This is a genomic window from Methylobacterium oryzihabitans (genome assembly GCF_004004555.2).
GTDB classification, from domain to species: domain Bacteria; phylum Pseudomonadota; class Alphaproteobacteria; order Rhizobiales; family Beijerinckiaceae; genus Methylobacterium; species Methylobacterium oryzihabitans.
Genome location: NZ_SACP01000121.1, coordinates 1 through 498, shown reverse-complemented (window position 1 = coordinate 498; position 498 = coordinate 1). Strand labels below are relative to the sequence as shown.

The following is a 498-nucleotide window of genomic DNA, read 5'->3' as shown; positions in this document are numbered from 1 at the left end:
TCCTTATTGCACATCCGTGGAGTAGGCATAGGCTGCGAAAGCTACCTGCGTCAGCTTCATTCCGGCTGCAGGCGACTGGTTCTTGAGCATAGTCGCAAACTGAAGGTTGATCTTTAGCATGACCGTTTTCATCGGGGCATCCTTGAAACTTCGAGTCCGTGCATCAAATGCCGATGCCCCTGCCGCAGCCACGGCAGGGGAACATTCGGGCTACTTTTTCAGGGCCTTGAATGAACTGACCATGTCCTTGGCCCAGCCATCGAGCACCGGCTTGACGTCATTCAAGGTCAGCTTCTGGGTGTCGTTCTCCAGCTCCTGACCCGCGCCTTTGCGTACCACCTGGGCCACTACCTCGTTGGAGTTTCCGTCAATGAATGCGGCCTCGGTGGCCACGCTGGTGTCTTGATCGCGGATCCCCGTCGCCGTGCTGATGCCGGCGGCCACCAACGCGATCGGGATAACTTCATACGGGCGCAGCCCCTTGGTTTTAGCGCTTAC

At 57.6% G+C, this 498-nt stretch carries 1 protein-coding gene; it reads right to left on the bottom strand.

Annotated elements, in window-relative coordinates; all coding sequences use genetic code 11:
- Positions 1 to 210: 210 nt before the first annotated feature.
- The coding region (locus EOE48_RS28645; RefSeq protein WP_127734238.1) for a DUF3313 family protein at positions 211 to 498 on the bottom strand (288 nt) is incomplete at its 5' end.